Consider the following 25982-nt stretch of genomic DNA (forward strand, 5'->3'; position numbering starts at 1 on the left):
GGCCGCCGATGCGCCCGATGAGGTGGCTGGCCGAACGCGACGAGGACGCGGTCGAGCTCATGGACGACCCCGACGCCGACCTCGAGGCGCTCGAGCGCACGTACGTCCGGTTCGCGCAGGTGAACGCCGTGGTGTCGAACGTGGGCGCGGTGTACCGCCGCTGGGTGCGTCCGGTCCTCTCGCCCACCGTCACCCGGCGCGTGCTCGACGTCGGCACGGGCGGGGCCGACCTGCCGCGCGCGCTGCTGCACCGGGCGCACGCCGACGGGCTGCGGCTCGAGGTGACCGCCATCGATCCCGACCCGCGGGCGCTGGACTGGGCGCTGCGGCAGCCGCCGCAGCCGGGCCTGGTGCTGCGTCGGGTCACGAGCACGGAGCTCGCCCTGGCCGGCGAGCGCTTCGACGTGGTGCTCTCGAACCACGTGCTGCACCACCTCGACGGCGCCGCGCTCGGGTCGCTGCTCGCCGACTCCGAGCGGCTCGCCCGCGACGGCGGCGTCGCGGTGCACGCCGACATCGAGCGGTCGCGGCTCGGCTACGCGGGCTTCGCGCTCGGCACGCTGCCGTTCGAGCCGAACCTGCTCAAGGGGTCGTACATCCGGCCCGACGGGCTCACCTCGATCCGGCGCAGCCACACCGCACGCGAGCTCGCGGGCGTGCTGCCCGAGGGCTGGACCGTGCGGCGGGGGTTCCCCTCGCGGCTCGAGGTGGTGTGGGGCGCGGATGCCTGAGCGCGAGCGCCTGCCGCACGAGCCGCGCCACGACGTGGTGATCGTCGGCGGCGGGCCGGTCGGCCTCCTGCTCGCGTGCCTGCTCGCCGTGCGCGACCTCGACGTGGTCGTGCTGGAGCGGCGGACGGGCCGCACGGGCCGGTCGCGGGCGATCGGCATCCACCCGCCGGGGCTCCGAGCGCTCGCGCGCGCGGGCGTGGGCGACGAGGCGCGCGCGCGGGCCGTGCAGATCCACTCCGGACGGGTGACCTGCGAGGGCCGCACGCTCGGCTCGATGTCGTTCGTACGCGCCGGCACCGTGCTGTCGCTGCCCCAGCTCGAGACCGAGGAGCTGCTCGAGGCGCGGCTCGGGCAGCTGCGCCCGGGGAGCCTGCACCGCGGCGTCGAGGTGCGCAGCGTGCACGACCGCGGCACGCACGTCGTGGTGGAGGGCGTCGAGCGTGCCGGCGACAGCGAGGGTGACGCGGGAGGCGGAGACGCCGGGGGTGGTGGCGGCGGCGCGCCCGTGAGCGTGACGGCGTGGTACGCGGTCGCGGCCGACGGCGTGCGCAGCGGCATCCGCGACGCGCTCGGGATCGGCTGGCAGGAACGGCGGGGTCGCGCCCACTACGTGATGGGCGACACGCGCGACGACACCGGCGAGCCCGAGACGGCGCTGCTGCACTTCGAGCCGGCCGGCGTCGTGGAGTCGTTCCCGATGCCCGGCGGCCTGCGGCGCTGGGTCGCGTGGGTGCGGCGTCCGCCGGCCGAGCCGACCGCCGGGCAGCTCGCCACGATCGTGCAGTCGCGGGCCGGGGGCACCTTCGACACCTCGGCGGCCGGAGTGCCGAGCGCGTTCGAGGCGCGGCAGCACCTGGCCTCGCGGATGTCGCAGGGCCGCGTCGCGCTCGTCGGCGACGCCGCGCACGAGGTGAGTCCCATCGGCGGGCAGGGCATGAACCTCGGCTGGCTGGACGCGATGCGGCTGGACCACGACCTCGCCGCGGCCCTGGCGGTGGGTGCACCGTTCGAGGCGTTCGACGCCTACGACCAGGTGCGGCGGTCGGCCGCGTCGCGCGCCCTGCGTCAGGCGGCGTTCAACATGCGCATGGGTGCGCCGGCGGCGGGTATGCGGCTGCGGACGCGCAACGCGGCCGTGCGCGTGCTCGGCTTCCCGCCGTTCAGGGCCCTCCTGGCCCGCACCTTCACGATGCGCTGGCTGTAGGCTCCGACCTCACAGCACGATGCGCGTCAGCAGGAACACCGGGATCAGCCGGTCGGTCTTCTCCTGGTACGCGTCGTACGCCGGCCACGTCTCGTTCGCGCGGCGCCACCACAGCTCGCGCTCATCGCCCTCGAGCTCGCGAGCGGCGTAGTCGTGCTTCTCGGCGCCGTCCTGCAGCTCGACGTGGGGGTGCCGGCGCACGTTCGACACCCACTTGGGGTGGTGGTGCGACCCGCCCTTCGACCCGACCACGGCGTATTCGCCGTCACGCTCGACGCGCATGAGCGCGGTCTTGCGGAGCTTCCCGGACGTCACGCCGACCGTCGTCAGCACGATGATCGGACGTCCGCGCAGCGTGTTCGCCTTCGCGCCGTCGGTCGCCTCGAACTCCTCGGCCTGCTTCCTCGCCCAGCCCGACGTGCTGGGAGCGTACTCGCCCTCGAGCGGCATCCGTCCTCCTCGTGTCCTCCGTACGACGCTACTCCCGCGCGCGTGCGCCGGGTGCGTCGCGCGTGGGTCAGGCCGGAGCGATGACGAGCGAGAACTCCACGAAGCCCTCGGGCTCGACCGAGACGAAGCCGAGGTTCGGTGCCTCGACGCCGAAGTCGGCGAACGTGATCGGGATGCTGCCCGCGATCTGCCCACTGCCCTCGTTCAGCACCGCCTCGAGGTCCACGGTCACCTCGCGTGTCACGCCGGCGATGGTCAGGTCGCCGGTCGCGGTCACGGCCTGCACCTCCCCGATGGCGGGCGCCGAAGCCGCGGTCACCGGTCCGGTCAACGTGAACGTCGCCGTCGGGTGCTCGGCGGTGCGCAGCGCCATGTCGCGGAAGTACGCGTCGCGCGAGGAGGAGTCGGTCTCGATCGAAGCGACGTCGACCGTGATCTCGGCCGCGGTGAGCGTCAGGCCGTCGACGGTGAACGTCCCGGTCACGTCGTCGGTGCGCCCGACCACCGTGACATCCGTGTCGTTGAGCACCTCATCGACCCGGTAGCCGGCGAACGAGCCGTCGGCGGCCGTCCACTCGCCCGACAAGTCCGACGCGTCGATCGCGGCGCCCGCGTCGTCGGTCGCGGGCGGCGCGGCGGTCACGGTCGGCGCCGCCTCCTGCTCGCCGACGATGAGGTCCCGGTACACGATCGGCCCCGCCACGGCCGCGGTGCCGCCGAGGAGCAGGACTCCGGCGATGATCGAGATGGTCACGATGGTGCGCTTCTGCATGCGGGGGTCCTGTCGTACGGCGGGGGTCCCTCCAGCATGACGCTCGAGGCAATGAGCGGGCTGTGGGTCGGCCGGACGAGCGGTGTGCGGCGGGGCGGCCGAGGGCACCCGCTCGCCGCGCGCGGGCCGTCCGCGACGGTGGCGCCGGTTCGGCCATCGGTCTAGCGTGAACGGCGGGGGAATTCCGGCACAGCTGATCGGAACAACGCTCCACCTCGCAAAGTTGAGTTCGGTAGACTCAAGTTTGAAGAAGGGATGCCCGTGGCCAACATGCAGGGTGCGCCGAACTCCCAGGAGGAGCAGCAGTCGGCGCTCGAACAGTACGGCGTGAACCTCACCGACCTTGCCAAGCAGGGCAAGCTCGATCCGGTGATCGGTCGCGACAGCGAGATCCGCCGGGTCAGCCAGGTGCTCACGCGGCGCACGAAGAACAACCCCGTGCTCATCGGCGAGCCCGGCGTCGGCAAGACCGCCGTCGTCGAGGGGCTGGCGCAGCGCATCGTCGAGGGCGACGTCGCCGAGTCGCTGAAGGACAAGCAGCTCGTTGCGCTCGACATCTCGGCGCTCGTCGCGGGCGCCATGTACCGCGGCCAGTTCGAGGAGCGGCTGAAGGCCGTGCTGAAGGAGATCGACGAGTCCGAGGGTCGCGTCATCACGTTCGTCGACGAGCTGCACCTGCTCATGGGCGCGGGCGGCGGCGAGGGGTCGGTCGCGGCCTCCAACATGCTGAAGCCCATGCTCGCGCGCGGTGAGCTGCACCTCATCGGCGCGACCACGCTCGACGAGTACCGCGAGTACATCGAGAAGGATGCCGCGCTCGAGCGCCGCTTCCAGCAGGTCTACGTCGGCGAGCCGAGCGTCGAGGACACCGTCGCGATCCTCCGCGGGCTCAAGGGCCGGTACGAGGCGCACCACGGCGTCACGATCACGGATGCCGCGCTCGTCGCTGCGGCATCCCTCTCGAACCGCTACATCACGGCCCGCCAGCTGCCCGACAAGGCCATCGACCTCATCGACGAGGCGATGTCGCGCCTGAAGATGGAGATCGACTCGTCGCCGGTCGAGATCGACCAGCTGAAGCGCGAGGTCGACCGCATGAAGCTCGAGGAGCTCGCCCTCAAGAAGGAGAAGGACGACGCCTCGAAGGAGCGCCTCGCCAAGCTGCGCGAGACCCTCGTCGACAAGGAGCGGCACCTCGCCGAGCTCGAGGCCCGCTGGGCGCGCGAGCGGCAGGGCCTCAATCGGGTGGGTGAGCTGAAGAAGAAGCTCGACGAGGCGATCACGCAGCGCGACCTGGCGCTGCGCGAGGGTGACTACCCCAAGGCGTCGAAGCTCGAGTACGAGACGATCGCGAACCTGCAGCGCGACCTCGACGCGGCCGAGCAGGCGGATGCCTCCGGCGATGCCGGCGGCGAGCCCCGCATGGTGAACGAGCAGGTGACCGAGGAGGACATCGCCGCGGTCATCTCGGCCTGGACGGGCATCCCCGTCGGCAAGCTCATGCAGGGCGAGACCGAGAAGCTGCTGCACCTCGAGTCCGAGCTCGGCAAGCGGCTCATCGGCCAGAAGCCCGCCGTGGCGGCGGTCGCCGACGCGGTGCGCCGGTCGCGCGCGGGCCTCAGCGACCCCAACCGGCCGACCGGCTCGTTCCTGTTCCTCGGCCCGACCGGCGTCGGCAAGACCGAGCTGGCGAAGGCGCTCGCCGAATTCCTGTTCGACGACGAGCACGCCATGGTGCGCATCGACATGTCGGAGTACGGCGAGAAGTTCTCGGTCTCGCGGCTCGTCGGCGCGCCCCCCGGGTACGTCGGCTACGAGCAGGGCGGCCAGCTCACCGAGGCCGTGCGGCGTCGGCCGTACTCGGTGATCCTGCTCGACGAGGTCGAGAAGGCGCACCCCGAGGTGTTCGACGTGCTCCTGCAGGTGCTCGACGACGGACGCCTCACCGACGGGCAGGGCCGCACGGTCGACTTCCGCAACGTGATCCTCATCCTCACGTCGAACCTCGGCTCGCAGTACCTCATCGACCCCGGCCTCTCGTGGCCCGAGAAGGAGGAGGCGGTGCTGCAGACCGTCCGTCAGGCCTTCAAGCCCGAGTTCGTGAACCGCCTCGACGACATCGTCGTGTTCTCGGCGCTCAGCGAGCAGGAGCTCGGCGAGATCGTGAACCTCTACATCGACCGGCTGTCGGCCCGCCTGCACGAGCGGCGGCTCGAGCTCGGCGTGACGCCCGACGCCCGGGCATGGCTCGCCGAGCGCGGCTACGACCCGCTCTACGGCGCGCGTCCGCTGCGCCGGCTCATGCAGAAGGAGATCGACGATCGGCTCGCACGGGCGCTGCTCGCGGGCGAGATCCGCGATGGCGACTCGGTGCTCGTCGCGCTGGCGCCCGACGGCGAGACGCTCACGGTGTCGCGTGCCGAGGTGCCCGTCGCGGCGGGCGGCGGCGAGCCCGACGACGACATCGTCGACGCGGAGATCATCGAGTAGCGGCGCGCGGCCGCGCCGCGGCATCCGATTTCACGTGAACGGATGCCGCGGCCCGGTCAGCTCGGCGGCACCGGCGGCGCTTGCGGCGCCTGCGGCACCTCGACCGGCTCGGTCACGCCGTTCGCGCTCGCCGGGATGCGGCGTTCGAGCGCGATCGCGAGCACGCCGATGACGAGGCAGCCGATCACCATGACGGCGATGTACGCGATGTCGAGGCCCTGGTCGAGGAGGATCCCGGCGGCGATCGGACCGGTGATCGCGCCGGCCTGGAATGCCGCCGAGTTGATGGCGTTGTAGCGACCGCGGTTGTGGTCGGAGGCGAGGTCGTTGTAGACGGCCGGCACGGTGGGTTGCAGCAGCGTCTCGCCGAACGCGAAGACGCCCATGAACGCGAGCACGCCGATCGCCGCGGCCAGGGTGTCGGGCAACAGGCCGGCCCCGCCCAGGATGAGCCAGGACACCGCCCAGACGGCGGCCATCACGAGCATCACCCGCGTGCGGCGGCGGCCGCTGATGCGCTTCAGCACCGTGAACTGGAGCAGCACGATGACGGCCGTGTTGACCGCGAACGCGAGTCCGACCGTGCGCGTCGACACCTCGGCGACCTGGCGCGCATAGGCCGGGAAGCCCGCCTCCATCTGTCCGTAGCCGATGAACATCGCGATGAAGGTGAGCAGGCTGAGCCACAGGACCGCGGGCTGCCGGATGATCTCGCGATAGCCGCCCGACGTCGGGGCGTCGTCGGCGGGCTCGTGCTGCGTGCGGACGTGGCGGAGCGGCCCGAGCAGCAGCGCCATCGGGATGAGGCTCGTGGCCGCGTCGACGAGGAAGATCACGGTGAATGTCTCGGGCGAGCTCACGTCGACGTAGAACCCGCCGATGATGCCGCCCACGCCGATGCCCAGGTTCACGAGCGCGAAGTTGACGCCGAAGTACTGCTGGCGCAGGTCGCCGTCGACGACCGATGCGATGAGCGCGTTGAACCCGGGCCAGGAGACGCCGAAGTTCACGCCGATGAGCACGAGCGCGACGGCGGCGACCCCGGGGTGGGTCGCGAAGGCGAGCAGCGTGCACCCGGCGATCATCGCGGTCAGCCCCACGAGCAGCACCGCCTTGGCGCCGTAACGGTCGATGAGGGAGCCGCCGGGGCCGGTCACGATGAGCCCGGTGATCGCGATGAGGCTCATCAGTGCGCCGGCGAGGTCGAGCTCGAAGCCGCGCACCTCGTGCAGGTAGATGATCGTGAACGGCAGCGTGAGCCCGCGACCGAGCGTCTGGATCGCGACCGTCGACAGCAGCCAGCGGCCCTCGGTGGGGAGTGCGTTCCAGAACGTCCTGATGCCGATCACTGCAACATCTTGGCGGACGCCGCCGACATCGCGCACATCGGCCATGGCCTCGCGCGGATCCGCCCATTCCCGAGCGCGCTGCCACGACCTAGGCTCGGAGCATGCCGGAGTTGCTCGGGCGCGCGACGGGGGCGGAGCCGCGACTGGTCGAGACCGATGCGGGCGCGGTGCGCGGGGTCCGCCGCGGCGGGGTGCGCAGCTGGCGTGGCATCCCGTACGGCGCCTCGACGGCCGGTGAGCATCGCTTCCGCGCGCCGCGATCCGCACCGGGTTGGGACGGCGTACGCGACGCGATCGAGTTCGGACCCGTGGCGCCGCAGAACCGTCGCGGGCAGTTCATCGGCGCGCACCCGGGCCTGCCGCGCAGCGAGGACTGCCTCAGCCTCAACGTGATCGCGCCCGACGATCCCGTGGAGGGCCGCCCGGTCATGGTGTTCATCCACGGCGGCGCGTACAGCGTGGGGTCGTCGGGCGAGTATCCGCGGCAGGGCGAGCTGCTCGTGCGACGGCACGGCGTCGTCTACGTGAGCCTCAACTACCGGCTCGGCGCACTCGGGTGGCTCGATTTCCGCCGGTACGGGTCGGCGCGGCATCCGCTCGAGTGCAACCTCGGCCTGCGCGACCAGGTGCTCGCGCTCGAATGGGTGCGCCGCAACATCGCGGCGTTCGGCGGCGACCCCGGGAAGGTCACCCTGTTCGGCGAGTCGTCGGGCGGGAACTCGGTGACGACGCTGATGACCGTTCCGGCGGCGGAGGGGCTCTTCGCCCGGGCGATCGCGCAGAGCGCGCCGGCCGCCGCCGTGTACGCGGCCGCCGTCGCCGCCCGCGTCTCCGACGAGTACGTGCGGATGCTCGGCGGCATGGCGGGTCGCGGCGACCTCGCCGACTCGACCGAGGACGCGGCGCTCCTGCTCCGCACGGCCGACGCGACGCTGCTCGCAGAGGCGACGACGGCGCTCTCCCTGCGGACGCCCGACGAGCGGCCCGGCACGCTCAGCCTCGCGCCCGTCATCGACGGGGAGTTCCTCCCCGAGCGCCCGCTCGACGCGTTCCGCGACGGCCGCGCCCACCGGATCCCGCTCATCATCGGCACGAACGACCGGGAGGGTTCGCTGTTCCAGGGCCGCATCGGCATCCTGCCCACGACGAAGCCGCGCATCCGCGCGATCTTCGCCAACACGCGCAAGAAGGCGCGCAAGGCGATCAAGCGGCAGTACCCCGGGCTGCCCGATCCGCGGCCGGCGGCCGACTTCGGCGGTGACATCACGTTCTGGTTCCCGACCGTGAAGGTGGGCGAGCGGCACTCGCGCCACGCCCCGGTGTACTTCTACCGCTTCGACGCCGCACCGCGCATCGCGCGGCTCATCGGCCTCGACGCGACGCATGGCCTCGACCTCTTCGCGCTGTTCGAGAAGTTCGACACCTGGACCGGAGCCGGGCTCACGCTGCTCGGCGGTCGCCGCATGTTCCGCGAGGTCGGGCGGCGGATGCAGCGGCACTGGACGGCGTTCGCGGCATCCGGTGCACCCGACCCCACGTGGCCCCGCTACGACGAGGCCGCCCGGCGCACGCTCGTGTTCGACCGCGTCGACCGGGTCGAGTCGGATCCGCGCCGCTCGAAGCGGCTCGCGTGGCAGGCGTTCGTGCCGCACGTGTGAGCCGCGGCGCCCGGCGCAGTGACGCGGCATCCGCCCATCTCACGAGGCGGATGCCGCGCAGCCGGGCTCAGCCGATGAACTCGAGGATGTCGGCGCAGAAGTCGCGGTTCATCGTGTCCGTGCGGCCGTGCTGGTCGCCCGGGATGAAGTCCACGAACACGTCGTCGTCGGGGTTCTCGGGCGTGCCGTTGATGTCGAGGGTGAGCTGCCCCGACCCGCGCCCGGAGTCCACGAACAGCAGGTCGCCGGAGTCGTCGTAGTACTTCGTGACGCCCATGCCCGCGACGTCGATCGTGATCGTGCCGTCGCCGTTGTCGGTCACGTGCACGTCCTTGTCGCTGCCGTGTCGGACGAAGCTGAACGACATCCCGTTCTCGACGTTGGTCCACGATCCGGTGGACCTGATCGAGCTCGCACCGTAGTAGTTGCCGTCGCCGTGCTGGCCGAAGCGGAACGTGCCGCTCGCGTCCTCGACGTAGAGCACGTCGAAGGGCACATCGGGGCACCAGGGTGGATCCGTGTGCTCGACCTGCTCGATGTGCTCGCTGTGCTCGCTCCAGTGATCGATCACCGGTCGTGCTGCGGACGCCGGCGTCGCCGTCAGGACGAGGAACAGGGCGGATGCCGCGGCGACTCCCGCGGCGATGGACGAGCGATTCATGGGGGCTCCCGCTCGATCGGACGTCCGCCCGGGTGGCGGGCGTACACCTCGGACGCTACTCCGGCGCGGTAATACATGAGAATCCCTCATTCAGGGGGAGGCTGCCCCTCACGGCGGGGCTGCGTTCCGGCGTGCTTCCGCGAGTGCCGCCCGCGTAGGCTCGGATCATGCTCGCCACCCTCATCCATGCACCCCGCGACATCCGCGTCGAGACCGTGCCCGACCCGGTGCTCTCGACCGGCGGCGACGCGATCGTGAAGGTCGTCGCCTCGTGCGTGTGCGGCTCCGACCTCTGGCCGTACCGGGGCGTCACGCCCACCCGCGAGCCGCACCGCATCGGGCACGAGTTCGTCGGCGTCGTCGAGGCTGTCGGCGACCGCGTCGACCGCATCCGGGTCGGCGACTTCGTGATCGCGCCGTTCTACGTGTGCGACAACACCTGCATCAACTGCCGCAACGGGTTCTCGACGTCGTGCCTGCACGGTGGATGGTGGGGGAGCGACGACCGCCTCGGCGGCTTCGCCGACGGCGGCCAGGGCGAGCGGATCCGCGTGCCGCTCGCCGACGGCACGCTCGTGCCCGTGCGCGAGGAGATCACCGACGACCAGGTGCCGGGCCTGCTCACGCTCTCGGACGTCATGGGCACCGGCCACCACGCGGCGGTCTCCGCCGGGGTCGGTCCGGGCGACTCCGTCGCGGTGGTCGGCGACGGGGCCGTGGGGCTCTGCGCGATCATCGCCGCACGACGGCTCGGGGCGACGACGATCATCGCGATGTCGCGGCATCCCGATCGCCAGGCGCTCGCCCGCGAGTTCGGGGCGACGCACATCGTGGCCGAGCGGGGCGACGTCGGCATCACCGCGGTCCGGGAGCTCACGCACGGCATCGGCGCCGACCGCGTGCTCGAGTGCGTGGGCACCAAGGAGTCGATGGACCAGGCGCTGCGCTCGGCGCGACCCGGCGGCATGGTCGGGTTCGTCGGGGTGCCGAACGGCGGCCCCGAGCTGCCGCTGCGGCGGATGTTCGACACGAACGTGGGCGTGCGCGGGGGCGTGGCGCCCGTGCGCGGCTACATCGACGAGCTGCTGCCCGACGTGCTGTCGGGCGCGATCCAGCCGGGCAAGGTGTTCGACCTCGAGCTCCCGCTCCGCGATGCCGCCGAGGCGTACGCCGCCATGGACGAGCGCCGCGCGGTGAAGGTGCTGCTGCGGCCATGAGCGAGCTCCAGGACCGACTCGTGGCCGAGGACGCCGAGCTGCGCTTCGCGACCTTCACGCTCGATGACGCGTGGGAGCTCGGCGTGCGACTCCGCACGACCGCCGCCGAGCGCGGACTCCCGGTCGCCATCGCGATCTGGCTCGGGCCGCAGCGCGTGTTCCACGCGGCGCTGCCCGGCGCCAGCGCCGACAACGACGGCTGGCTCGACCGCAAGCACCGCGTCGTCGAGCGGTTCGGGCAGGCGTCGCTGCTCGTCGGCGAGGCGTTCCTTGCGAACGGCGAGGACTTCGACACGCACGCGCGACTCGACCCGCGGGAGTACGCCGCACATGGCGGCGTCGTGCCGATCCGCCTCGAGGGCGGCATCGTCATCGGCGCGGTCGGCGTCTCGGGCCTGCCGCAGCAGGACGACCACGACCTCGTCGTCGAGCACCTGCGCGCGTTCCTCTTGCAGCGGCGCGCGAGCTGAGCGACGTCGGCTCGGTCGAACGGGCCGTCCGTGCGCGACCCCGCTTGCAGGTGCAGGAAGAACTCGCCGACACGCCGGTGGCGGCCCATCCGGACCCGGCGTGTCGGCGAGTCCTTCCTGCATCCCGTGACAGGCGCGGCATGGGGCGCGCCGGTGATCGTGACTGCAGCAACGAAACGAGCGGATGCCGCACCGGGTGGGGTGCGGCATCCGCTCCTGTTCGCTCGACGCCGTCGGGCGCCGCGGGGTGGGCTACTCGCCCGCGACGACGAGCTCGTCGAGCGGCTTGCGCATGCGCGGAGCGACCTCGCGCTCGCGCAGGGGCTCGGGGAGCGCGTCGACGTCGCCGAGCACGCCGATCGCGGTGATCGAGACGACCTCGAGGTGGTCGGCCAGGCCGAAGGCCTGCCCGATGCGGGCGCCGTCGAAGCCGCCCATCTGGTGGGTGTGCAGGCCCTCGTGCTGCGCCTGCACGGTGAGGTGGGCGACGGCCTGGCCGAGGTCGTAACGTGCCCAGGGGCGGGGCTTGCCCTCGGCGTCGGCGGTCTCGGCGATGTTCACGATGAGCACCGCGGCGGAGTCGGCCCAGGCCTGGTTGAAGCCCATGAGCGCGTCGTGCACGGTGGTGAAGGCGTCGCTGCCGCGGCGGGCGACGATGAAGCGCCACGGCTGCGTGTTGTTCGCCGACGGCGCCCAGCGGGCGGCCTCGAGGATGGTGCGGAGGACGTCGGTCGAGACCTCGGCCGTGGGGTCGTAGGCGCGCGGGCTCCAACGCTCGACGAGCGGGTGGATGAGCGGCGCGGTGGTGTCGGCCTTCCGGGAGGTGAGGTCGGTGACGAGGGCCATGAGCGATCAGCTTTCGTGCGATGGAGCGGTTGCCGGGGCGCCGTCGACCCAATCCATTCCAACGCATGGAAGCTGGAGATATTCCGGATGCCGCCATGCGGCGTGGTCGGCCGGAACCTCGGAACTTCGGAACTCCGGAACTTCGGAACTTCGGAACCGCACCGCGCGCGGGACCTTCGACCCGGCCCGCCGGCTCGGACGGCGCGTAGCGTTCGACTACGGACGCAGGGTCGGCCGGGAACGGGGTCGGAGCGATGAGGGTGCTGGTCGCCTACGCGAGCAAGTACGGCGCGACGAAGGGGATCGCCGAACGGATCGCCCAGGTGCTCGCGGGCCGCGGGCTCGAGGTGGACCTGAAGCGCTGCGAGGACCTGCACGATGCATCGGGGTATGACGCCTACGTGATCGGGTCTGCGGTGTACGAGTTCAACTGGCGCAAGGACGCGAGGAAGCTCGTCGAGCGGAATGCGGACGAGCTCGCCGCCCACGCGACATGGCTGTTCAGCAGTGGTCCGGGGACGGAGACGGTCGACAAGGACGGCCATGACGTGCTGAAGGGTGCGGAGCCCAAGCAGTTCGCGCAGTACGAAGATCTCATCCACCCGCGTGGCACGCAGGTGTTCCGGGGTGCATTCGACCGCGACAAGGTGCGCGGCGGCGACCGGATCATCGCATGGATGCCCGCCATCCGCGACATCCTTCCCGAGGGCGACTATCGCGAGTGGGATGCGATCGAGGTCTGGGCGAACGGTATCGCCGACGAGCTGGGCGCGCGGGCTGCCACGGTCTGACGGCCGGGCGGCCCGCCCCGCGACGGTCCGACGGGCAGGCTGGCTGCCCCGCCCGCTGACCGTGTCGGCTCAGGCCGTGTCGACTCAGCCCGCGGCGTGCAGCTCGTCGCGGATGCCCGCCACGAAGTCGTCGATGTCGGCCTCGCTCGTGTCGAACGAGCACATCCATCGCACCTCGTTGCGCGACGCGTCCCAGTCGTAGAACTTGAAGCCGCGGTCGCGCAGCCGGCCGGCGACACCCGCCGGAAGGGTGGCGAACACGCCGTTCGACTGGGTCTCCTGCGTGAAGCCGAGACCCGGCAGGTCGCCCGAGGCGATGCCGGCGTCGAGCGCGTCGCGCAGGCGCCGGGCCATCGCGTTCGCGTGCGACGCGCTGCGGATCCACAGGTCGCCCTCGAGCAGCGCGACGAGCTGCGCCGAGACGAAGCGCATCTTCGAGGCCAGCTGCATGTTGAGCTTGCGCAGGTACTTCAGGCCCTCGGATGCCTCGGGGTTCAGCACCACGATGGCCTCGGCGCCGAGCGCGCCGTTCTTGGTGCCGCCGAAGCTCAGCAGGTCGACACCGGCGTCGCGCGTGAAGGCGCGGAGCGGCAGGCCGAGCGATGCGGCGGCGTTCGAGAGCCGGGCACCGTCGAGGTGCAGGCGCATGCCGCGCTCGTGCACGTGATCGGCGATCGCCCGGATCTCCTCGGCGGTATAGGCCGTGCCGAGCTCGGTGGTCTGCGTGATCGACGCGACGAGCGGCTGCGCGCGGTGCTCGTCGCCCCAGCCCCACGCCTCGCGGTCGATGAGCTCGGGCGTGAGCTTGCCGTCGGGCGTGGGCACGGTGAGGAGCTTCATGCCGCCGACCCGCTCGGGGGCGCCGCCCTCGTCGGAGTTGATGTGCGCCGTCGACGCGGAGACGACCGCGCCCCAGCGCGGCAGCATCGACTGCAGGCCCGTCACGTTGGCGCCCGTGCCGTTGAACACGGGGAACACCTCGACGCCCTCGCCGAAGTGGCCCGCGAACACCGCCTGCAGGCGCTCGGTGTACTGATCCTCGCCGTAGGCGATCTGGTGGCCGCCGTTCGCGGCGGCGATCGCGTCGAGCACCTCGGGGTGCACGCCGGAGTAGTTGTCGGAGGCGAAGCCGCGGAAGCCGGGGTCGTGGAGCTGGTCGGTCACCGGACCATCCTGCCATCCGGCCCCTCGACCGCCGAACCGAGCGGATGCCGCGACCGCGCGCAGGGCGGCCGGGAAGCCGTGATGGGACGGGGGAGGGACCCGGCGCCGGCAGGGCGGCGCCGGGCCCCTCATCCGATCACCGGTGGAGCGGGAACCGCCTCGTGAGGAGCAGGCCCGCGCCGGCGATGAGCACCAGCACGGCCAGACCCGCGAGGTCGGCGTTCGCGCCCGTGGAGGCGAGCGTCGCGGCGGCCGGGATCACCCTCGTCCCGTGCGCCGACGCCACCGCCGACCCGTCCGAGCCGTCTGATCCGCCCGGGCCCGTCTGGTTCGACGGGTACGAGGGATCGGTCGGGTCGGTCGGATCCGTCGGGTCAACGGGGTCGACCGGGTCGACGGGGTGAACGGGCGGGCCGACGACGGTCGTCGCCCCGTCCGTCTCGCTGTCCCCGATGACCGAGATCGCGTTGCCGCCGATCGTGATGGGCAGGGACAGGTCCGGGATGAGCTGTGTTCCCCCGAGCAGCCCATCGGATCCGTCCGTCGTCGCGGAACCGCCCCCGGTTCCCGTCGTGACCACCGTCGTCGCGTCGCGCGACGTCGAGTCGCCGATCACAGAGACGGCGTTGCCGGCGACCGTGACCGGGAGGTCGAGGTCCGCGAGCAGCTGCGTGCCGCCGAGGATCGAGTGCTCGCCCGAGGTCCACGCGTCGCCGCCGTGGCCGGTGCCGTCGCCGGAGCCGCCGGTAGCGACCCAGGTCTCGGCGTCCTTCGACATCGAGTCTCCGATCACCGAGATCGCGTTGCCGCTGACGGTGATCGGCGCCGACAGGTCGATGAGCGCCTGCGTGCCGCCGAGGATCGAGTCCTCGCCGCTCGTCGTCGCCGACCCGCTCTCGGATGCCGCATCCGCAGCGGATGCCGCATCCGCAGCACCCGGCTCCGACGTCACGACCGCCGTGGAGGCGTCGCTCGACGAGCTGTCGCCGATCACCGAGATCGCGTTGCCCGCGATCGTCACCGGCGCCGAGACGTCGACCAGGGCCTGCGAGCCCGAGCCGATGCCGTCGTCACCCGAGGTGACGGCGACGGGCTCGGATCCGCCACCCGTGGCGACCAGGGTCGTGGCATCCGACGAGTGCGAGTCCCCGATGACGGAGATCGCGTTGCCGCTCACCGTGACCGGGGCCTCGATCGAGATCCCGAGCTGGGTTCCGGAGAGGATGCCGTCGTCGCCGCCCGTTTCGGACGCATGCGCCACGCCGGCTCCGAGGAGCGTGAGCCCCCCGGCGAAGAGGGTCGCGTACAGCGCCCTCAAGGCCAATCGCTTCATGGTTCAGTCCTCCTGACTGGATTCGGTATGTCGCTCCCGGGCAGGGAGCGATGATCGTCTCCACCCGCCGGGCGGCAGGTGGAGCAGACCCCGATCAGTCAGGGGTGGTGTCGGTGTCGTACACCGGCGACGACGGGAGTTCGTCGTCGACCGAGTTCAGCACCAGCGACGCGAGCGCGTCGAGGCCGAACGCGGCGAATGCCGCGTCGGAAGCTCCGGATGCCCCGCCGGCACCGCCGGCACCTGCCGCGCCCGAGCCGCCGCCGTTGCCGGCGGGCGAGGCGGGGAGGTCGCCGCCACCGGGCGGCAGTCCGTCGCCGGAGGGCGTGATCGTGCCAGGCGCAGCCGTGGCAGTGACGGATGCCGGGGACGAGCGTGTCGTGCCCGCCGGAAGCCCGGATCCCGACGGTGCGGTCGCAACCGCGCTCGAGCCGTCACCCTGGAGCCCTGGAAGGCCGGGCCCTCCTGTGCCCGGCGATCCGCCGACGCCCGGGAACAGCGGGATCGCGGGAAGCTGCGGGAGGATGCCGCTGCCGTCGGTGGGAAGCTCGCCCGCCGAGCCGACGACGGCCTCGAGCGTGCCGTCGACGAGGCCGGCGACCGGGGCGACCACGCCGCCGATCGCGTCGTCGCCGAGCAGATCCCCCACGACCGGCACGGAGCCGACCGTGCCGTCGAGCAGTCCGGTCACGGGTTCCGTGACGGCGCCGACGGCGCCGCCACCCGCCACGTCGGAGACGGTTCCCGTGAGCCCGTTCACGACGGTGCCGATGACCGTGTTCGCGCCCGAGGCCGTGCCGTTCGCGGCATCCGTCGCCGTCTCGACGACCGCGGGGACCGCCTCGGCGACCGGCTCGGGAGCCGCCGCGACGACCGGCTGCAGCACTTCGCCGACCGGCGCCGCGACGGTGTCGACCATTTCGCCGAGCGTGTCGCCGGCCGTGCCGGTGACCTCGGTGGCGCCGCCTACGACGGAGCCCACCGCCCCGAGGAGTCCGCTCGGCTCCTGCTCGTCGGCCGAGGCGCTCGTCGACGTCGTGAAGAGGCTGATCGCGAGCCACAGCGTGGCGAAGGCCGCGGCGAGGAGGGCGTATCGGACCCACGGCACCTGCCGTGCGGCATCCGCTGTCGCCATTGGCCCTCCCCTTGCCTGTTCCCGACCGTACTTGCCGCGGCATGTGCAGGTCCACCCATTCTCGCGGAAGGATTCCTCGTGTTTCGTGTCCGGCATGCACCGGGGCCTGTGGCGACGACGGTCCGCGACGCTACCCCCGCAGCGCCTCCGAGAACGGCACCCGGGCGCCCGTGCGCAGCAGCGAGTAGCGGTAGATCCGCTCGCCCACGAGCACCGCGAGCACGGTCGTGGCGATGAGGATCACGAGCGACAGCAGCGGCTCCCACCACTCCGCCTGGCCGAGGAAGATCCGTACGGGCATGCCCACCGGCGCCGAGAACGGCACGTAGCTCATGATCGCGAGCACGGTCGGGTTGTCATTGAAGAACACGACGAGGAAGTACGGGATCATCACGAGCATCGTCACGGGCGTGGTCACCGATCCGATGTCCTCGGCACGCGAGACGGTCGCGGCGGTCGCGGCGAACAGCGCCGCGAGCATCACGAAGCCGACCACGAAGAACACCACGAACCAGACGACGGATGCCCCGAGCCCCCCGAGCAGCACCCGCTGGCCGGTCACGGCGAGCCCCACGATCGCGAGCGCCCCGATCGCGATGATCTGCCCGAACGCCATCACGCTGTTGCCGAGCACCTTGCCCGTGAGCAGAGCGCGCGCCGACACCGTCGACAGCAGGATCTCGATGATGCGGGTCTGCTTCTCCTCGACGACCGACTGCGCGATCGTCTGCCCGAACGTGAGCGCCGAGAAGAAGAACACGATGCCGAAGCCGAAGGCCACGAGGTAGGCGAGGAGCGGGTCCGCCTGGGCAGGGTCGAGCACCACCATCGGCGGGACCACCGCGAGCGCCTCGGCGACGTCGTCGGGGACCTGGTCGAGGCCGATGACCGTGACGTCGAGGCCGGCGGCCGAGGCATCCGTCGACCTCGAGTCCGAGATCGCCTCGAGGCCGGATGCCGCGACGACGTCGGTCGGCGCCACGATCGCGGACACCTGGTCGTCGCGGAGCATGGCCTCGGCGGCGTCGAGGTCGTCGGCCGGCACCGGCTCGAGCGTGGACGCACCGGCCACGACATCGGATGCCGCGCCGACCACGGCGACCTTCGTGGGCTCGCTGTTCGCGGCGAACACGGAGCCCAGGATCACCGAGGCGAGCACGGCGACCATGAGCACGATCGTCGAGATGACGAACGCCTTGCTCCGCAGGCGAGAGGTGACCTCGCGCGAGGCGATCAGCCAGGCGGCCTCCGTGAAGCGCGGCTCGCGGCGCTCGGCCGCGGCATCCGCAGGACGGGGGGCGCGACGCCCGCGCGTGTCGAGCTCCGAGCTCATCGGACGACCTCCCGGAAGATCTGGGCGAGCGTGGTCTGCTCGCGGCCGAAGCTCACGACGTCGCCGCGCGAGACGGCCTCAGCGAGAACCGCATGGCGCGCCGACTCGGTCGACGCCTCGAAGAGGGCCCAGCCGCCGTCGAAGCTCACGACGTCGACGCCGGGGACGCCCCGCACCCAGCCCGCGTCGCCGGTCGTGAGCAGTTCCCAGCGCTCGGAGCCGTGCTCCGCGCGGAGCTTCTCGCGGGAGCCGGCGGCGCGGATCCGGCCGTCGGCGATGATCACGAGGTCGTCGCAGAGTCGCTCGACCACGTCGAGCTGGTGCGACGAGAAGAGCACGGGCGCGCCCTGCGCGGCGGCATCCGACAGCACCGACTGCACGGTCTCGACCGCCATCGGGTCGAGGCCCGAGAACGGCTCGTCGAGCACGAGCACCTCGGGCCGGTGCACGAGGGCCGCGGCGATCTGCGCGCGCTGCTGGTTGCCGAGCGAGAGGGACTCCACGGTGTCGTCGAGCCGCTCGGCGAGTCCGAGCCGATCGAGCAGCTCGGTCGCGTTGCGGCGCGCGGCGGCGGGCGTCCAGCCGTGCAGCCGAGCGAGGTACACGGTCTGCTCGAGCACGCGCATCTTCGGGTAGAGGCCGCGCTCCTCGGGCATGTAGCCGAAGCGGCGGCGGTCGGTCGCGGTGACCGGGGCGCCGTCGATCGTCACGGTGCCCGAGTCGGCGGCGAGCACGCCGAGCACGATCCGCATGGCGGTGGTCTTGCCGGCGCCGTTGCCGCCGACGAATCCCGTGAGCCGGCCGTCGCCGACCGTGAAGCTCACGGAGTCGAGCGCGAGGCGGTCGCCGTAGCGCTTCGTGAGGTCGTGGAGTTCGAGCATGGCCACACGCTACGGATGCCGCGACGGCGCGGCATCCGTCGGCCGGATGGTTCGGGGCTCCGCCGCGCGGGGGAGGCGGAGGTGGCGGGCCGTCTCGCGACGCCGCCCGCGCCGGCCGCCCGGCTCCTCGTCCGCCCGGGGGTTCCCGATGTCGGCGGGTCTGGTTACCCTCGCATGGTGACCGAGGGAACGGACGTCCCCGAGGCGGGGGCGACAGCAGCGACCGAAGCGACGGCTGAACGCGAGGCCGAAGCAGCGACCGGGCGAACGGCGAGCCCGCAGCCGCCGCACGGCATGCGCACGTTCCTGCAGGTGCTCGCCAACACCGCGATCGCGAACGTCACCACGAGCTTCCTGTGGTTCGCGCTGACCTTCTGGGTCTACCTCGAGACGCGATCGGTGCTCGCCACGGGCATCATCGGGGGCGCGTACATGCTGCTCATCGCGTTCTTCGCGATGCTGTTCGGCACCATCGTCGACCGGCATCGCAAGCTCCAGGTGATGATCTTCTCGAGCCTCGTGACGCTCGGGTCGTTCGTGGTCGCGGGCGTGCTCTTCCTCCTGCAGCCCGAATCGGCGCTCCTCGACCTGGGCGGGCCGTGGTTCTGGGCGTTCACGGGCGTCATCCTGTTCGGATCGGTCGTCGAGCACATGCGCAACATCGCGCTGTCCACGACGGTCACCCTGCTCGTGCCCGAGGAGCGCCACGCGAACGCCAACGGCATGGTCGGCACGGTCCAGGGCGTCGCGTTCATCGTGACGAGCGTGTTCAGCGGCCTCGCGATCGGGCTGCTCGGCATGGGGTGGACCCTGGTGATCGCGATCGCCCTCACGCTCGTGGCGCTCGTGCACCTGCTCTTCCTGAAGGTGCCCGAGCCGCGTCCCGAGCCGCCCGAGGGCGAGCGCGCGCCGACGATCGACTTCCGCGGGAGCGTCGCGGCGGTGCGGAATGCGCCGGGGCTGTTCGCGCTCATCCTCTTCTCGACGCTGAACAACCTCATCGGCGGCGTCTACATGGCGCTCATGGACCCCTACGGCCTCACGATCTTCTCGGTGGAGGTCTGGGGCATCGTGCTCGGCGTCACCGCGACGGGCTTCATCATCGGCGGCCTCGCCATCGCGAAGTTCGGCCTCGGCAAGAACCCGATCCGCACGATGCTGCTCGTCGTGATCGCGATGGGCGTGCTCGGCGCGTTCTTCACGATCCGCGAGTGGTGGCTCCTCTACGCGCTCGGTATCTGGGCCTACATGTCGATCATCCCCGTGGTGGAGGCGTCCGAGCAGACCGTGATCCAGAAGGTCGTGCCGTTCCAGCGCCAGGGTCGCGTGTTCGGATTCGCCGCAGCCGTCGAGTCGGCGGCGGCGCCCGTCACCGCGTTCCTCATCGCGCCGATCGCGCAGTTCTGGATCATCCCGTACATGGAGTCCGAGCAGGGGCAGGCGACGTGGGGCTGGCTGCTCGGCGACGGCGACGCCCGCGGCATCGCCCTCGTGTTCCTCTTCGCGGGCCTGATCATGGTGGTGCTGGCGCTGCTCGCCTTCACGACGAAGTCCTACCGGCTGCTCTCCGCGGAGTACGCGGGCACCACCGAGTCGGTGCCCGCACCCGAGCCCGGGGCGGAGGAGCAGGCGGCCGCCGACCCGCGCCGCTGACCCCGCGGCGTCCCCGGCTCGAGCGGTCCGCGGCTACGCGCCGGGCTGGACGACGCCGTGCTCGTAGGCGTAGACCACGGCATGCACGCGATCGCGCAGGCCCAGCTTCTGCAGCACCTTCGAGACGTGCGTCTTCACCGTCGCCTCGCCGACCCAGAGGCGCGACGCGATCTCGGCGTTCGAGCGGCCCTCGGCGAGGAGCTCGAGCACCTCGCGCTCGCGCTCGGTGAGCGACGCCAGCTCGGGCGGCACGGGCCGGGCGTCGGATGCCGCGGGGCCGGCGCCGGATGCGGCGGGGCGGGTCGGCGCGGTCGGTGCGGACGATGCGGTGCTCGCGGCATCCGTCGGCTGCGCCGCCGTCGCGCCGCGCGCCGCGGCCGCCTGGATCACCTTGCGCGTGACGTCGGGCGAGAGCAGCGCGTCGCCGCGTGCGACGACCTGCACCGCGTCGATGAGCTGCTCGGGGCTGGAGTTCTTGAGCAGGAACCCGCTCGCGCCCGCTTCGAGCGCCTGGAAGAGGTAGTCCTCGCGGTTGAACGTCGTGAGCACGAGCACCGCTGGGCGGTCGCCGTGCTCGGCGACGATGCTCCGGGTGGCGGTGAGGCCGTCGACGCCGGGCATCTGCACGTCCATGCAGACCACGTCGGGGTCGAGCGCGGTCACCGCGGCGATCGCGGCAGCGCCGTCGGCCGCCTCGCCGACGACCTCGATGCCGGGCTCAGAGTCGAGGATCGTGCGGAAGCCGCCGCGCACGAGCGCCTGGTCGTCGACCACGAGCACCCGGATCGTCACGACACGGCCCCGGCGCGACGCAGCGGAAGCGTCGCGCGCACGAGGTAGCCGCCGCGGTGCCGCGCGCCGAGCTCGAGCTCGCCGCCGACCGCGGAGACCCGTTCGCGCATGCCGGCCTGGCCGAGTCCGCCGGGATGGGCCGCGGCCGTCGCGCCCGCCCCCGTGTCGCTGACCTCGAGCTCGATCTCGTCGTCGGCCCAGCGCACGCGCACGTCGGCGGTGGCGCCGACGCCGGCGTGCTTGCGCACGTTCGTCAGGGCCTCCTGCACGAGCCGGTACGCCGTGATGCCGACGACTCCGCTCGTCTCGCGCGGCGTGCCGATCACGCCGAGCGTCGTCGGGACGCCGCTGGCTGACGACTCGGCGACGAGCCCCGGAAGGTCGGCGAGCGAGTGGGGGGCCGCTTCGGCGAGGGCATCCGCTGCGCCGTGATCGCTGTCGCCGTCGCCCTGCCGCAGGGTGCCGAGCAGGCCGTGGAGCTCGGCCACCGCTTCGCGCGCGCTGTGCTCGATGGCAGTGAGGGAGGCCGCGGCCTCGTCGGGGTCGCGGGCGAGCACCCGGCGGGCGGCGCCCGCCTGCACGCCGATGACCGACACGTGGTGCGCGACGACATCGTGCAGCTCGCGGGCGATGCGCAGCCGCTCGATCGCGACCGCCTGCTCGCGCGTGCGCTCGCGCTCAGCGGCGAGTTCCTCGGTGCGCTGCTCGAGCGCGACACGCTCGCGCGCCGACCGGTAGGCGTTGTCGCCGAAGTACCACGCGCCGCCGAAGTACAGCAGGTTGGTGAGCACGTTGATGAGCGCGTACGCGACGTACGGCGACACGAGGCCGCCCTCGCGGGACATCTCGGGCAGGTGGTCGGGTGCGTTCGCCGCGACGACGAGCCCCCAGATGAGCCACACGAACATGCCGAGCACGATGCCGGCGCGCACCAGCAGCGCGATCCGGCGGCTGCGCCCCCACGCACCGAGCGTGTAGATCGCGATGAACAGCGTGATGTTCGAGAACAGCAGCTCGCCGATCTCGGCCATCGCGCCCACGAAGAACGCGACCGAGGCCGTGATCGCGACGACCTCGGGGGCGACGCGGCGCCAGGCGAGCGGAAGCGACATCGTCGCGGCCCAGATCGCCGAGTGCCAGTACGGCGCCCCGTCGGCGACGCCGGCCGCGCGGTACAGCGCGGTGCTTCCGAGCGTGCCGCCGAGGAGCACCAGCGCGAGCAGCAGGTCGTTGCGCCGCTGCGCCGGCGTCGGCCGAGGCCGCACCCACTCGACGCCGTCGACGACGGGCGAGGCGGCGGATGCTGCGGCGGTCACCCGTTCACGCTAGCCGCGGCGGGCGGGGCGCGGCATCCGTCACGCGACGGATGTCTCGCGCCCGGTCAGCCCGCCGTCACCGCACCGCGTACTGCATGGTCACGAGCCCGCCCGGATACGTGACGACGTCGTCGAGCCGGAGCCGGCGCTCGCCGAGGCCGCCCGGCGTGAACGAGCGGCCGGCCCCGATGACTGCGGGCACCACGCGGAGCCGCAGCTCGTCGACGAGGCCGGCCGCGAACAGCGCGTCGGTCAGCGTGAGGCTGCCCCAGACGATGATCGACCCGGCGCGGTCCTTGAGCGCCGACACCGACTCGGCCGCGTCCCCGCGCAGCACCTCGATGGCGCCGTCGCCCCATGGCGCGGCGTCGAGCGTGTTCGATACCACGTACTTCGGCAGGCGGGCGATCGGCTCGGCCACGGGCTCGACGGTCGGGTCGGCCTTCGGCCAGTAGTCGGCGAACATCGAGTACGTGCGGCGGCCGAGCAGGATCGCGTCGACCCGCCCGAGCAGCTCGAGCTGTCCGGGCTCGTTCGGCGTCAGGTCGTCGTCCATCGCGCCGAAGAACGAGATCCCGCCGTCGGCGTCCTCGGCGTAGCCGTCGACGGTCACGACCTGCTCGACGATGAGGTGGCCCATCAGCGCGCCCTGGCGGTGAGCTGCTCGGCCAGGAGGTCGAACGCGGAGTCCCACCCGTCGTAGACGTCCTCGTCGCCGGGCTCGGCGTGGATCCCCCTGAGGTGGAAGAGCATCTCGGTGCGGTCGCCCTCGAGCTCGCGCAGGTCGACCGTGATGAGCGGCGCGGTGTCGTCGGGATCGCCGGGCGACGCCCACGTGAAGACGAGCCGCTTCGGGGGGTCGACCTCGCGGTACACGCCGACGGTCGGGTACTCCTCCCCGTCGGCCGGGTTCACCATCGTGTAGGCGTACCGTCCGCCGGGGCGGACGTCGATCGCGACGCTGCCCTCCTTGATCTCGATGCCGCGCGGATGCCACCACTCCGCGGCATCCGCCGACTCGGTCCACGCTCGCCAGACCAGCTCGCGGGGTGCGTCGAAGACGCGGGTGATGGTGAACTGCGCCTCCTGCGTGCGCTCGGTCATGAGGTCTCCCCTTTCATGCGGCGGAGCTGCCGGTCGAGCAGGTCGAACCGCTCGTTCCACTCGCCGCGGTGCCGTTCGACCCACTCGGATGCCTCGTCGAGCGGCTCGGTGCGCAGGGTGCAGGTGCGCCACTGCGCGTGCGCGGTGCGCTCGATGAGCCCGGCCCGCTCGAGCACGTTGAGGTGCTGCGAGATCGCGGGACGGCTCATCGCGAACGGCTCGGCCAGTTCCCCGACGGTCGTCGGCCCGACGCGCAGGCGCGAGAGGATCGCGCGTCGCGTCGGATCGGCGAGCGCCTGGAAGACGAGGCTGAGCTCGTCGTCCGCGGCTGCCATGTAAGCAACTCCTTATGTAATGATCTCCTTAACCATAGGTCGGGTCGGATGCCGCGTCAATCCCTCCGCCTCGGTCGGTGTCTCTCCTCGCTCGCAAGCCGAGTCCCCGTCCGTCACGAATGCAGGAACATCCAGCCGACACACCGTTGAGGTTGGGGCGACACGCCGTTCGGTCGGTGCTACTTCCTGCATTCGGATGCCACCGACCCGCGGCATCCGCGATGATCGGGTCATGACCGGAACCGTGCGGAACCTGCAGGCCGCCCTCGATTCATTCGCGGAGCCGTGGTCGCCGAGACGCCTCGCGAGCGTGAACGACTACGACGTCAAGGTGTTCAAGGCGCAGGGCGAGTTCACCTGGCATGCCCATCCCGACACCGACGAGCTGTTCCTCGTGATCTCGGGGCGGCTCGTGATCCAGCAGCGCGAGGCCGACGGCGGCGACGTCGAGCTCGGACCGGGCGACGTCTACGTCGTGCCGCGCGGTGTCGAGCACTGCCCGCGCGCCGACGGCGAGGTCTCGGCGCTGCTCATCGAGCCGCAGGGCACCGTGAACACGGGCGACTCCCCGAGCGCCCGCACCGCGACGCTGCGCGAGCTCGACGACTGACGCGCTTCGCGCCCTGCCGCCCAGGCGGACGAGCCGCTACGCTCCTTGCGCATGAGCGCGCCGACGACCGAGGACCCCTACCGAGCGAGCACGAGCGACGCGCCGGGAGCCGACCCGTGCCGGCCGCCGAACCTGCCGCTGCGGCAGCGGCCGTTCGACTGGTTCTTCGTCGTCGTGTTCTCGCTGTTCACCGTGACGAGCATGATCAGCGACATGCTGCCGACGCTCGGCGTGGACTTCTCAGCGCCCTCGCCGAACTTCCTGGTGAACGCGAACTGGTGGTACGCGCACGACACCGATCCGCTGTTCATGGATCCGCCCGCGTGGATGCGCATCGTCACCGGGCTGTCGGCGTTCGTGTACCCGGTGTTCCACGTGCTGCTTGTGATCTCGCTCATCCGTGGCTGGAACTGGATCCAGCTGCCGAGCGTGATCTACGCGACCATGATCGCGACGATCACGGGCGTCATCGTGTTCGGCGTCGAGTTCTTCGGCGAGCCCGAGTGGATCACGCCGAACCCGGTGAAGTTCCTCGCCTTCAACCTGCCGTACGTGCTCATCCCGATCCTGCTGCTCGTGCGCATGCGGAAGCCGCTTCCGTTCGCCCGGAGGTTCTGACCGCACGCGCGAGGCCCGCGGCCCCGACATGGGGACGCGGGCCTCGACGCGAGAAGGCCGGGCCGGAGCCTCAGCCCATCGCCTTCGCCTTCAGGGCCTGGAACTCGGTCTCGTCGATCGTTCCGGCGTCGAGCAGCGCCTTCGCCTTCGCGATCTCGTCGGTCGGGCTCGCGCTCGCGCCCGCGACCGAGCGGATGTAGTCGTCCTGCGCCGTCCGGATCTGCGCCGCTTCGCGCCCGGAGCGCTCGGCCATGCCGCGACCGCGCGCGATCATGTAGACCAGCGCGGTGATGAACGGGAAGAAGATCAGGAAGATGATCCACACGGCCTTCCACCAGCCGTTCAACGTGTGGTCGCGGAACAGGTCGGCCACGATGTAGAAGAGCACCATGAGGTAGGCGACGAACACCCACACCCACAGGAACCACCAGAACAGATCCCAGAAGTTGTCCACGCTGCAGACCTCCGTCTCGTCGGTCCTGGCTCCGTCGGGCGGCGCGCTGGCGGAGGCGGGACCTCGACCGGGCGACCCCCTCCTTCCCAGGGTGAGCGGCAGGCTAGCACCGGCGCGAGCCGCTGCGGAAGAGCGATCGACCCGAGTTCATCGCGGCGCCACCGAGCTGGCCTCGCGCGGGGCTAGCCTGCTGCCATGACCGACGAGACGCCGGCGATCGACCCCGACGTGCCGCCCACCGGCGACGGGTGCGTCGAGTGCCTCGCCGGCGCCACGTGGTGGCTGCACCTGCGGCGGTGCACGCAGTGCGGGCACGTCGGATGCTGCGACAGCTCGCCGGAGCAGCACGCCTCGCGCCACGCGCGCGAGCAGGGGCATCCGATCGCGCAGTCGTTCGAACCGGGCGAGGACTGGTTCTGGGACTACGCGTCGTCGCAGGAGGTGCCCGGCCCGGTGCTCGCGCCGCCGAGCAGCCGCCCGGTCCAGCAGGGCTCGCCCGCGCCGCGCGACCGCGTGCCGTCGGACTGGAAGAAGCACCTGCACGCCGTGCGGCAGCCGCCTCCGCACCTCCGACGGCGCGCGCGACCGTAGTCGGCGGGCGGCCCGTTCCCCCAG

The 25982-nt window shown here is 71.9% G+C and carries 27 protein-coding genes; 11 read left to right on the plus strand and 16 right to left on the minus strand.

The annotated features are described in order from the left end of the window. The first annotated feature begins 17 nt into the window (after positions 1 to 17). Both ACWEOH_RS09185 and ACWEOH_RS09190 read left to right on the plus strand, forming a co-directional pair. On the plus strand, positions 18 to 731 hold the full coding sequence (locus ACWEOH_RS09185) for a methyltransferase domain-containing protein (protein ID WP_452030223.1): 714 nt from the start codon (positions 18 to 20) through the stop codon (positions 729 to 731). After that, positions 724 to 1935 (plus strand): FAD-dependent oxidoreductase, encoded by a 1212-nt coding sequence (locus ACWEOH_RS09190; protein ID WP_452030225.1) that lies wholly within the window; start codon positions 724 to 726, stop codon positions 1933 to 1935. Before ACWEOH_RS09185 ends, ACWEOH_RS09190 begins: the two co-directional genes overlap by 8 nt. 9 nt (positions 1936 to 1944) lie before the next feature. Here the strand turns inward: ACWEOH_RS09190 and ACWEOH_RS09195 are convergent, their stop codons facing one another. Beyond that, positions 1945 to 2385 carry a nitroreductase family deazaflavin-dependent oxidoreductase gene (locus ACWEOH_RS09195; protein ID WP_452030227.1) on the minus strand — a complete coding sequence of 147 codons (441 nt, stop codon included), beginning with the start codon at positions 2383 to 2385 and terminating at the stop codon, positions 1945 to 1947. A 67-nt stretch (positions 2386 to 2452) separates the two neighbouring features. Then, complete coding sequence (locus ACWEOH_RS09200) at positions 2453 to 3157, minus strand: YceI family protein (RefSeq protein ID WP_452030229.1); 705 nt, start codon at positions 3155 to 3157, stop codon at positions 2453 to 2455. A gap of 255 nt (positions 3158 to 3412) precedes the next feature. On the opposite strand from ACWEOH_RS09200, the gene ACWEOH_RS09205 reads away from it, so the two are divergent. Beyond that, on the plus strand, positions 3413 to 5647 hold the full coding sequence (locus ACWEOH_RS09205) for an ATP-dependent Clp protease ATP-binding subunit (protein WP_452030231.1): 2235 nt from the start codon (positions 3413 to 3415) through the stop codon (positions 5645 to 5647). A gap of 56 nt (positions 5648 to 5703) precedes the next feature. On the opposite strand, the gene ACWEOH_RS09210 is transcribed toward ACWEOH_RS09205, so the two are convergent. Continuing rightward, positions 5704 to 6996, minus strand: a complete 1293-nt coding sequence (locus ACWEOH_RS09210; RefSeq protein ID WP_452030233.1) for an MFS transporter — start codon at positions 6994 to 6996, stop codon at positions 5704 to 5706. 101 nt (positions 6997 to 7097) lie between these two features. On the opposite strand from ACWEOH_RS09210, the gene ACWEOH_RS09215 reads away from it, so the two are divergent. After that, positions 7098 to 8654, plus strand: coding sequence for a carboxylesterase/lipase family protein (locus ACWEOH_RS09215; RefSeq protein ID WP_452030235.1), 1557 nt, complete (start codon positions 7098 to 7100; stop codon positions 8652 to 8654). Between the two features lie 67 nt (positions 8655 to 8721). Here ACWEOH_RS09215 and ACWEOH_RS09220 read toward each other — a convergent pair whose 3' ends face one another. Further along, positions 8722 to 9315 (minus strand): hypothetical protein, encoded by a 594-nt coding sequence (locus ACWEOH_RS09220; RefSeq protein WP_452030237.1) that lies wholly within the window; start codon positions 9313 to 9315, stop codon positions 8722 to 8724. 167 nt (positions 9316 to 9482) lie between these two features. Between ACWEOH_RS09220 and ACWEOH_RS09225 the strand changes: the two genes are divergently transcribed. Both ACWEOH_RS09225 and ACWEOH_RS09230 read left to right on the plus strand, forming a co-directional pair. Further along, a complete protein-coding gene (locus ACWEOH_RS09225; RefSeq protein ID WP_452030239.1) occupies positions 9483 to 10532 on the plus strand; it encodes a zinc-dependent alcohol dehydrogenase family protein in 1050 nt (349 codons plus the stop codon). Beyond that, on the plus strand, positions 10529 to 11002 hold the full coding sequence (locus ACWEOH_RS09230; protein WP_452030241.1) for a heme-degrading domain-containing protein: 474 nt from the start codon (positions 10529 to 10531) through the stop codon (positions 11000 to 11002). The genes ACWEOH_RS09225 and ACWEOH_RS09230 overlap by 4 nt, the downstream gene beginning before the upstream one ends. A 252-nt stretch (positions 11003 to 11254) precedes the next feature. On the opposite strand, the gene ACWEOH_RS09235 is transcribed toward ACWEOH_RS09230, so the two are convergent. Then, entirely contained in the window at positions 11255 to 11848 is a 594-nt protein-coding gene (locus tag ACWEOH_RS09235) for a nitroreductase family protein (RefSeq protein WP_452030243.1), read from the minus strand. A 254-nt stretch (positions 11849 to 12102) separates the two neighbouring features. Here ACWEOH_RS09235 and ACWEOH_RS09240 point away from each other — a divergent pair, with 254 nt between their 5' ends. Then, positions 12103 to 12639 (plus strand): flavodoxin domain-containing protein, encoded by a 537-nt coding sequence (locus ACWEOH_RS09240; RefSeq protein WP_452030245.1) that lies wholly within the window; start codon positions 12103 to 12105, stop codon positions 12637 to 12639. An 84-nt stretch (positions 12640 to 12723) separates the two neighbouring features. Here the strand turns inward: ACWEOH_RS09240 and ACWEOH_RS09245 are convergent, their stop codons facing one another. From ACWEOH_RS09245 to ACWEOH_RS09265, 5 genes are all read right to left on the minus strand, one after another. Continuing rightward, entirely contained in the window at positions 12724 to 13803 is a 1080-nt protein-coding gene (locus ACWEOH_RS09245) for a threonine aldolase family protein (RefSeq protein WP_452030247.1), read from the minus strand. Positions 13804 to 13939: 136 nt separating this feature from the next. Next, on the minus strand, positions 13940 to 15136 hold the full coding sequence (locus ACWEOH_RS09250; protein WP_452030249.1) for a chaplin family protein: 1197 nt from the start codon (positions 15134 to 15136) through the stop codon (positions 13940 to 13942). Between the two features lie 94 nt (positions 15137 to 15230). Next, positions 15231 to 16271, minus strand: a complete 1041-nt coding sequence (locus tag ACWEOH_RS09255) for a hypothetical protein (protein WP_452030251.1) — start codon at positions 16269 to 16271, stop codon at positions 15231 to 15233. 130 nt (positions 16272 to 16401) lie between these two features. Then, positions 16402 to 17604 (minus strand): ABC transporter permease, encoded by a 1203-nt coding sequence (locus ACWEOH_RS09260; protein WP_452030253.1) that lies wholly within the window; start codon positions 17602 to 17604, stop codon positions 16402 to 16404. Continuing rightward, on the minus strand, positions 17601 to 18485 hold the full coding sequence (locus ACWEOH_RS09265) for an ABC transporter ATP-binding protein (RefSeq protein WP_452030255.1): 885 nt from the start codon (positions 18483 to 18485) through the stop codon (positions 17601 to 17603). The genes ACWEOH_RS09260 and ACWEOH_RS09265 overlap by 4 nt, the downstream gene beginning before the upstream one ends. Before the next feature lie 294 nt (positions 18486 to 18779). Here ACWEOH_RS09265 and ACWEOH_RS09270 point away from each other — a divergent pair, with 294 nt between their 5' ends. After that, the gene (locus ACWEOH_RS09270) at positions 18780 to 20138 is read left to right on the plus strand and encodes an MFS transporter (protein ID WP_452031893.1); all 1359 of its coding nucleotides are present in this window, start codon (positions 18780 to 18782) and stop codon (positions 20136 to 20138) included. A 33-nt stretch (positions 20139 to 20171) separates the two neighbouring features. Here ACWEOH_RS09270 and ACWEOH_RS09275 read toward each other — a convergent pair whose 3' ends face one another. From ACWEOH_RS09275 to ACWEOH_RS09295, 5 genes are all read right to left on the minus strand, one after another. Next, positions 20172 to 20930: a response regulator gene (locus tag ACWEOH_RS09275; RefSeq protein ID WP_452030257.1), complete on the minus strand. Its 759-nt coding sequence runs from the start codon at positions 20928 to 20930 to the stop codon at positions 20172 to 20174. Further along, positions 20927 to 22246 (minus strand): sensor histidine kinase, encoded by a 1320-nt coding sequence (locus tag ACWEOH_RS09280; protein ID WP_452030259.1) that lies wholly within the window; start codon positions 22244 to 22246, stop codon positions 20927 to 20929. The genes ACWEOH_RS09275 and ACWEOH_RS09280 overlap by 4 nt, the downstream gene beginning before the upstream one ends. 76 nt (positions 22247 to 22322) lie before the next feature. After that, on the minus strand, positions 22323 to 22886 hold the full coding sequence (locus ACWEOH_RS09285; RefSeq protein ID WP_452030261.1) for a dihydrofolate reductase family protein: 564 nt from the start codon (positions 22884 to 22886) through the stop codon (positions 22323 to 22325). Then, entirely contained in the window at positions 22886 to 23350 is a 465-nt protein-coding gene (locus tag ACWEOH_RS09290; protein WP_452030263.1) for an SRPBCC family protein, read from the minus strand. The genes ACWEOH_RS09285 and ACWEOH_RS09290 overlap by 1 nt, the downstream gene beginning before the upstream one ends. Continuing rightward, entirely contained in the window at positions 23347 to 23685 is a 339-nt protein-coding gene (locus ACWEOH_RS09295) for an ArsR/SmtB family transcription factor (RefSeq protein WP_148733210.1), read from the minus strand. The genes ACWEOH_RS09290 and ACWEOH_RS09295 overlap by 4 nt, the downstream gene beginning before the upstream one ends. A 232-nt stretch (positions 23686 to 23917) precedes the next feature. Between ACWEOH_RS09295 and ACWEOH_RS09300 the strand changes: the two genes are divergently transcribed. Both ACWEOH_RS09300 and ACWEOH_RS09305 read left to right on the plus strand, forming a co-directional pair. Further along, complete coding sequence (locus tag ACWEOH_RS09300) at positions 23918 to 24295, plus strand: cupin domain-containing protein (protein ID WP_452030265.1); 378 nt, start codon at positions 23918 to 23920, stop codon at positions 24293 to 24295. Positions 24296 to 24346: 51 nt separating this feature from the next. After that, complete coding sequence (locus ACWEOH_RS09305; protein WP_452030267.1) at positions 24347 to 24913, plus strand: EXPERA domain-containing protein; 567 nt, start codon at positions 24347 to 24349, stop codon at positions 24911 to 24913. A gap of 70 nt (positions 24914 to 24983) precedes the next feature. On the opposite strand, the gene ACWEOH_RS09310 is transcribed toward ACWEOH_RS09305, so the two are convergent. Continuing rightward, the gene (locus ACWEOH_RS09310; protein WP_187432647.1) at positions 24984 to 25304 is read right to left on the minus strand and encodes an SHOCT domain-containing protein; all 321 of its coding nucleotides are present in this window, start codon (positions 25302 to 25304) and stop codon (positions 24984 to 24986) included. A 258-nt stretch (positions 25305 to 25562) separates the two neighbouring features. On the opposite strand from ACWEOH_RS09310, the gene ACWEOH_RS09315 reads away from it, so the two are divergent. Then, on the plus strand, positions 25563 to 25958 hold the full coding sequence (locus ACWEOH_RS09315) for a UBP-type zinc finger domain-containing protein (RefSeq protein WP_452030269.1): 396 nt from the start codon (positions 25563 to 25565) through the stop codon (positions 25956 to 25958). Positions 25959 to 25982: the final 24 nt, after the last annotated feature.

The organism is Agromyces sp. NPDC004153, from assembly GCF_053603635.1.